5 protein-coding genes are annotated in these 5,572 nt (G+C 71.2%); 4 read left to right on the top strand and 1 reads right to left on the bottom strand.

The features are described from left to right. The first annotated feature begins 300 nt into the window (after positions 1-300). Positions 301-693, top strand: coding sequence for a TPM domain-containing protein (locus tag D6718_12795; protein RMG43183.1), 393 nt, complete (start codon positions 301-303; stop codon positions 691-693). Positions 694-720: 27 nt separating this feature from the next. Here the strand turns inward: D6718_12795 and D6718_12790 are convergent, their stop codons facing one another. Then, a complete protein-coding gene (locus tag D6718_12790) occupies positions 721-2,520 on the bottom strand; it encodes an elongation factor 4 (protein ID RMG43182.1) in 1,800 nt (599 codons plus the stop codon). A gap of 137 nt (positions 2,521-2,657) precedes the next feature. Between D6718_12790 and D6718_12785 the strand changes: the two genes are divergently transcribed. From D6718_12785 to D6718_12775, 3 genes are all read left to right on the top strand, one after another. After that, on the top strand, positions 2,658-3,554 hold the full coding sequence (locus tag D6718_12785) for a bifunctional DNA-formamidopyrimidine glycosylase/DNA-(apurinic or apyrimidinic site) lyase (protein RMG43181.1): 897 nt from the start codon (positions 2,658-2,660) through the stop codon (positions 3,552-3,554). A gap of 167 nt (positions 3,555-3,721) precedes the next feature. After that, positions 3,722-4,717: an NAD-dependent epimerase/dehydratase family protein gene (locus D6718_12780; GenBank protein ID RMG43180.1), complete on the top strand. Its 996-nt coding sequence runs from the start codon at positions 3,722-3,724 to the stop codon at positions 4,715-4,717. Continuing rightward, entirely contained in the window at positions 4,714-5,475 is a 762-nt protein-coding gene (locus D6718_12775) for a DUF1295 domain-containing protein (GenBank protein ID RMG43179.1), read from the top strand. Before D6718_12780 ends, D6718_12775 begins: the two co-directional genes overlap by 4 nt. Positions 5,476-5,572: the final 97 nt, after the last annotated feature.

Raw genomic sequence — 5,572 nt, 5'->3', positions numbered from 1 at the left:
GGGGGGTGGTGACCGGTGCCGGGGAAGGCGCAGGCGAGCCGGAGCGCGGGAGCGCCGATCGGGATCCTCCTCGCCGCGACCGGCGCCGCGCTGGCGCTCGCCGGCCTGGCCCGCGCCCTCCGGGAGTGGATCTTCGCCCCCCGCGACGGATGGGTCCCCGCCTCCGGAGCGTGGCCCTGGCTGGCGGCGGCCGGAGGGACGGTGCTCGCGGCGGCGGGCATCGCCCTCTACCTGCGCGGGCTGGCGCGCGGCCGGTCGACCCCCGCCACCTTCCTCTCTCCGGAGGAGGAGCGGGAGGTCATGGAGGCGATCGCCGCCGCGGAGCGGAGGACTTCCGGGGAGATCCGCGTGCACCTCGCCGCCGGGGGCGAGGGAGAGATCATGGAGCGCGCGGCACGGACCTTCGAGCAGCTGGGCATGACCGCCACCCGCGAGCGCAACGGGGTGCTGTTCTACGTCGACGTTCCGGCCCGGAGGATCGCGATCCTCGGCGACGCCGGCATCCACGAGCGGGTGCCCGAGGGATTCTGGGACGAAGTCCTCTCCCGGGTGCGCGAGCGCTTCGCCGAGGGGCGGTTCGGAAAGGGGCTGGCCGAGGGGATCGCGCTGGCCGGGGAGGCTCTGGCGGAGCATTTCCCGCACCGGCCCGACGACGTCAACGAGCTCCCGGACCAGATCTCCCGCGAGTCCTGACAGGTTCCGGGGATCCGAAGCTTCCCGTCAGTCGTCGAGCTTCAGCACGGCGAGGAAGGCCTCCTGGGGGACGTTGACCCGCCCGACCTGCTTCATCCGCTTCTTGCCCTCCTTCTGCTTTTCGAGAAGCTTCCGCTTTCGGGTCACGTCGCCGCCGTAGCACTTGGCGAGAACGTTTTTCCGGAGGGCCTTGACGTTCGTGCGGGCGATCACCCGGCTGCCGATCGCGGCCTGGATCGCGACGTCGAACTGCTGCCGCGGGATGAGCTCCTTGAGCTTGACCGCCAGTGCCTGTCCGCGCCGGTAGGCCTGGTCGCGGTGGACGATCACGGAGAGCGCATCGACCGGCTGCCCGTTGACGAGCAGGTCGAGCTTCACCAGATCGGAGCGCCGCCAGCCGATCAGTTCGTAGTCGTAGCTGGCGAAACCGCGCGACGCCGACTTCAACCGGTCGTAGAAGTCGGTCACCACCTCGGCCAGGGGCAGCTCGTACTCGAGAAGAACGCGCCCGGGTCCGACGTACCGCAGGCCCGCCTGGACACCGCGCCGCTCCTCCATCAGCTTGATCAGCGGCCCGACATACTCCTGGGGCGTCAGAACGGTCGCCTTGATGTACGGCTCTTCGATCCACTCGACGTCCTGGGGGCGAGGCAGCTTCGCCGCCGAGTGGATCTCCACGTACTCCCCCTTCGAGAGCATGACGCGATAGGGCACGCTCGGAGCCGTGGTCACGAGGTCGAGGTCGAACTCGCGCTCGAGCCGCGACTGGATGATCTCCATGTGGAGCAGCCCGAGGAACCCGCAGCGGAAGCCGAATCCAAGGGCGTCCGAGACCTCCGGCTCGAATTCGAACGAGGCGTCGTTCAGGCGGAGCTTGTCCAGCGCGTCCCGGAGGTCGCCGTAGGCGGAGGCGTCCGCCGGATAGAGGCCGGCGAAGACCATCGGCTTGACCTCCCGGAATCCGGGGAACGGCTCGGGGGTCGGCCGGTGCGCTTCGGTGAGCGTGTCCCCGATCCTGATCTCGTGCACGTCCTTGATGCCCGCGATCACCCATCCGACCTCGCCGACGCCGAGAGAGTCCGTGCGGCACTGCTTCGGGGTGAACAGGCCGACCTCTTCGACCGTGTACTCGGCGCCCGTGGCCATCAGCCGGATCTTCGTCCCTTTCGCGATCACTCCGTCGATCACCCGCACGAGCATGTAGGCGCCGCGGTAGCTGTCGTACCAGGAGTCGAAGACCATCGCCTTGAGCGGGCCCTCCTCGCGTCCCCTCGGAGGAGGAATCCGGTTCACCACCGCTTCGAGGATCTCCTCGATGCCGATCCCTTCCTTCGCCGACGCCAGGATCGCTTCCTCGCCCGGCAGCCCGATGACCTCCTCGATCTGCTGCTTGACCCGTTCCGGATCGGCTGAGGGAAGGTCGATCTTGTTGATCACCGGCACGATCGCCAGGTCGTGCTCGACGGCCAGGTAGGCGTTCGCGAGCGTCTGGGCCTCCACCCCCTGGGCGGCGTCGACGACGAGCAGGGCGCCCTCGCACGCGGCGAGCGACCGCGAGACCTCGTAGGCGAAATCGACGTGGCCCGGCGTGTCGATGAGATTGAGGCGGTAGGTTTCCCCCCGCTTGTCCGTGTAGGGGAGCGCCACGGCGTGCGACTTGATGGTGATGCCGCGTTCCCGCTCGAGTTCCATCGAATCGAGCGTCTGCTCGACCAGCTCCCGCTCCTCGACCGCCCCGGTTTTCTCGAGGATCCGGTCGGACAGCGTCGTCTTCCCATGGTCGATGTGGGCGATGATCGAGAAGTTCCGGATGCGGTCGGCGTTCATCGGCTCGGGCGGTTCGACATCGCGTCGGACACGACGAAGGGCGGCCGGCTGGCCGCCCGCGCCCGCGATTATAGACTTGCGCCCCGCCTCCGCCCCTCCCGGCGGCAGACCGGGGCGCGGGGCGGGGGAGCGCCCCCATGCCGGAGCTGCCGGAGGTCGAAACGGTCGTGCGCCAGCTCGCGCCGCTGGCGACCGGCCGCCGGATCGAGGAGGTTCGCATCCTCGACCCGCTGCTGCGGGCGGGGCGGCCGCCGGCCTACCGGGGGCGCACGGTGGCGAGGCTGTGCCGGCGGGGGAAGTGGATCCTCTTCGAGCTTTCCGGGGCCGAGCCGCTGTACCTCGCCTGCCACCTCCGGATGACGGGACGCCTGCTCTGGCGCGGACCCGACGACCCGCTCCCTTCGCACCTGCGCGCGCGAATCCGCCTGGAGAACGGCGAAGTCGCCTTCGTCGATCCGAGGCGGCTCGGGCGGCTCGCCTGGACGCGGGATCCCGCGAGGCTCGGACCGGCAGGGGTCGATCCGATGGAGCCTAGCTTCACCGTCCGGCGGCTCGCCCGGCTCCTCGCCGGCAGCGCGCAGGCGATCAAGCCGTGGCTCCTCCGGCAGGATCGCCTGTGCGGCATCGGGAACATCTACGCCAGCGAGATCCTCCACGCCGCGCGGCTCGACCCGCGCCGCGCCGCGGGCACGCTCGATGCCGGGGAGGTCCGGAGACTGCACCGCGCGACCCGGCGCGTGCTCGCTTCCGCCATCCGGATGTGCGGGACGACCTTCTCCGACTTCCAGGATGCCCGTGGCGCCTCCGGCCGTTTCCAGGAGCTGCTCGCCGTGTATGGCCGCGACGGCCGCCCGTGCCGCCGGTGCGGGCATCCCGTGCGCCGGATCGTGCAGCAGCAGCGGAGCACGTTCTTCTGCCCGGCGTGCGTCGGCGAGGGACGCCGGACCGGCGGTCCGGAAAAGGAGAAAGCCGGCCGCGATCACGGCCGGCTCCGAAAACCGTCGTTGTCGAGAAGCTGCTCGCCCCGAGAGTAAGCAAGAGCCGTGCCGATTTCCTGCCGCGCAGAGATGTTCGCATTTGCCCGATCCGTTTCTCAGCGACCGGGGCCCGGCGCCGGAATTCGCGATTTGAGAAAGGCCGGGATCTCAGAGTGCGAAGCGCGGCCGTGCCATCATGGCCGGCCCTGCCCGCGGGAGGCGGCATGGATGTCGTGACGGGAGCGGCGGGTCACGTCGGCGCGAACCTCGTGCGGGCGCTCCTCGCGCGAAACCGCCCCGTCCGCGCGTGCGTCCACCGGGACGAGCGGGCCCTCGCGGGGCTTCCCGTCGAGCGGGCGCCGCTCGATCTGCTCGATCGCGACTCGGTCCGGCGCGCCGTCTCCGGCGCCGACATCGTGTTCCACGCGGCCGCCCGGATTTTCCTCGACGAGCCCGGCCAGGACGAAGGAATCCGCGTCAACGTCGAAGGCACGCGGAACGTGATCGAGGCCTGCCGCGAGGCCGGCGTGCGGCGTCTCGTCCACGTCAGCTCCGTCCATGCCCTCGAGCAGCGGCCGCACGACTCGCCGCTCGACGCCGACCGGGCCCTCGCGGAGGAGACCGGCCCGCTGCCGTACGACCGGTCGAAGGCACGGGCAGAACGGCTGGTGCTCGAGGCGGTCGCGAGGGGTTTGGACGCGGTGATCGTCGCTCCCGGCGCGGTGATCGGTCCGTTCGACTTCAAGCCGTCCCGGATGGGGCGCCTGCTGCTCGCCCTCGCACGGGGCCGCGTACCGGCACTCGCCCGGGGCGGGTACACGTGGGTCGACGCGAGGGACGTGGCCGAGGCCCTGATCGCGGCTGCCGAGCGGGGAACGAGAGGCCGCCGGTACCTCGTGTCGGGACCGTACGCGACGTTCGCGGAGCTGGCGAGGCTGGTCGGCGAGGCCAGCGGAACGCGCCCGCCGCGGATCGTCGTCCCGCTGTGGCTGGCGCGGCTCGGAGCGCCGTTCGCCGCGGCGATTGCGCGGTTTCGCGGCGAAACGCCGCTCTACTCGCCCGCGTCGGTCGCCGCGGTGGCCCATGGAAACCCGGCGGTGGACATCCGCCCCGCCGCCCGTGATCTCGGATTCCGGCCCCGGCCGTTGGAGTCGACCGTGGCCGACACCATCGCCTGGTTCCGGCAGGCGGGATTACTGGAGGCGCCTCCACGCCGATGACCGAGACCGCCGTCTACCGCTGGTTGCTCGCCGGATGGCTCGCGCTCGCGCCGGCCGTCTTCGTTCTGCTGCTCCGCGTGACCGCACCGTACGGGCGTCACGGCCGCCGCGGCTGGGGTCCGGCCGTTCCGGCCGCGGCGGGCTGGGTCTTGATGGAATTGCCGGCGCCGCTCCTCTTCGCCTTCTTCTGGTGGGCCGGCGGCGCGCCGCTCCGGATGCCGCAGCTCCTGTTCCTGGCGCTGTGGGAGCTGCACTACCTGCACCGGGCGCTCGTCTACCCGCTCCTGCGGATCGGCCGCGGCCGGCCGATGCCGCTCTCGATCCCGCTGCTCGCGATCGTCTTCAACGTCGTCAACGCCTACCTCAACGGCCGGTACCTGTTCGGGATCGGGCCCGCGTACCCGGCCGGCTGGCTCCGCGATCCGCGCTGCCTCGCCGGAGCGGCGCTGTTTTTCGCCGGTTGGGCGGTCAACCTGCACTCCGACGCGATCCTGAGGCGCCTGCGCCGTCCGGGCGAAACCGGCTACCGCATTCCGCGCGGTGGTCTGTTCCGCTTCGTCTCCTGTCCGAACTATCTCGGCGAGATCGTCGAGTGGATCGGCTGGGCGCTGATGACCTGGTCGCCGCCAGGCCTCGCCTTCGCACTGTGGACGATCGCGAACCTCGCCCCGCGGGCCCTCGCCCACCACCGCTGGTACCGCGCCACGTTTCCCGACTACCCGCGGGAGCGCCGCGCGCTCGTGCCCTTCGTTCTGTGACGCGCGGCCGCCCCTGCGGCAGGCGCGGCGCGGTCGCGGATCGTTCCGGAATCCTGCGGCGCGCGGCGAAGATTCTCATGCGCGCGCGTTCCCGCCC

The sequence above is a fragment of the Acidobacteriota bacterium genome (genome assembly GCA_003696075.1).
GTDB lineage: Bacteria > Acidobacteriota > Polarisedimenticolia > J045 > J045 > J045.
This window is presented reverse-complemented; position numbering and strand designations above follow the sequence as displayed.

Excerpts from the sequence above, each read along its gene's own strand:
- D6718_12795 (RMG43183.1), top strand. The coding sequence starts at position 301 with ATGGAGGCGATCGCCGCCGCGGAGCGGAGGACTTCCGGGGAGATCCGC.
- D6718_12790 (RMG43182.1), bottom strand. The coding sequence starts at position 2,520 with ATGAACGCCGACCGCATCCGGAACTTCTCGATCATCGCCCACATCGAC.
- D6718_12785 (RMG43181.1), top strand. The coding sequence starts at position 2,658 with ATGCCGGAGCTGCCGGAGGTCGAAACGGTCGTGCGCCAGCTCGCGCCG.
- D6718_12780 (RMG43180.1), top strand. The coding sequence starts at position 3,722 with ATGGATGTCGTGACGGGAGCGGCGGGTCACGTCGGCGCGAACCTCGTG.
- D6718_12775 (RMG43179.1), top strand. The coding sequence starts at position 4,714 with ATGACCGAGACCGCCGTCTACCGCTGGTTGCTCGCCGGATGGCTCGCG.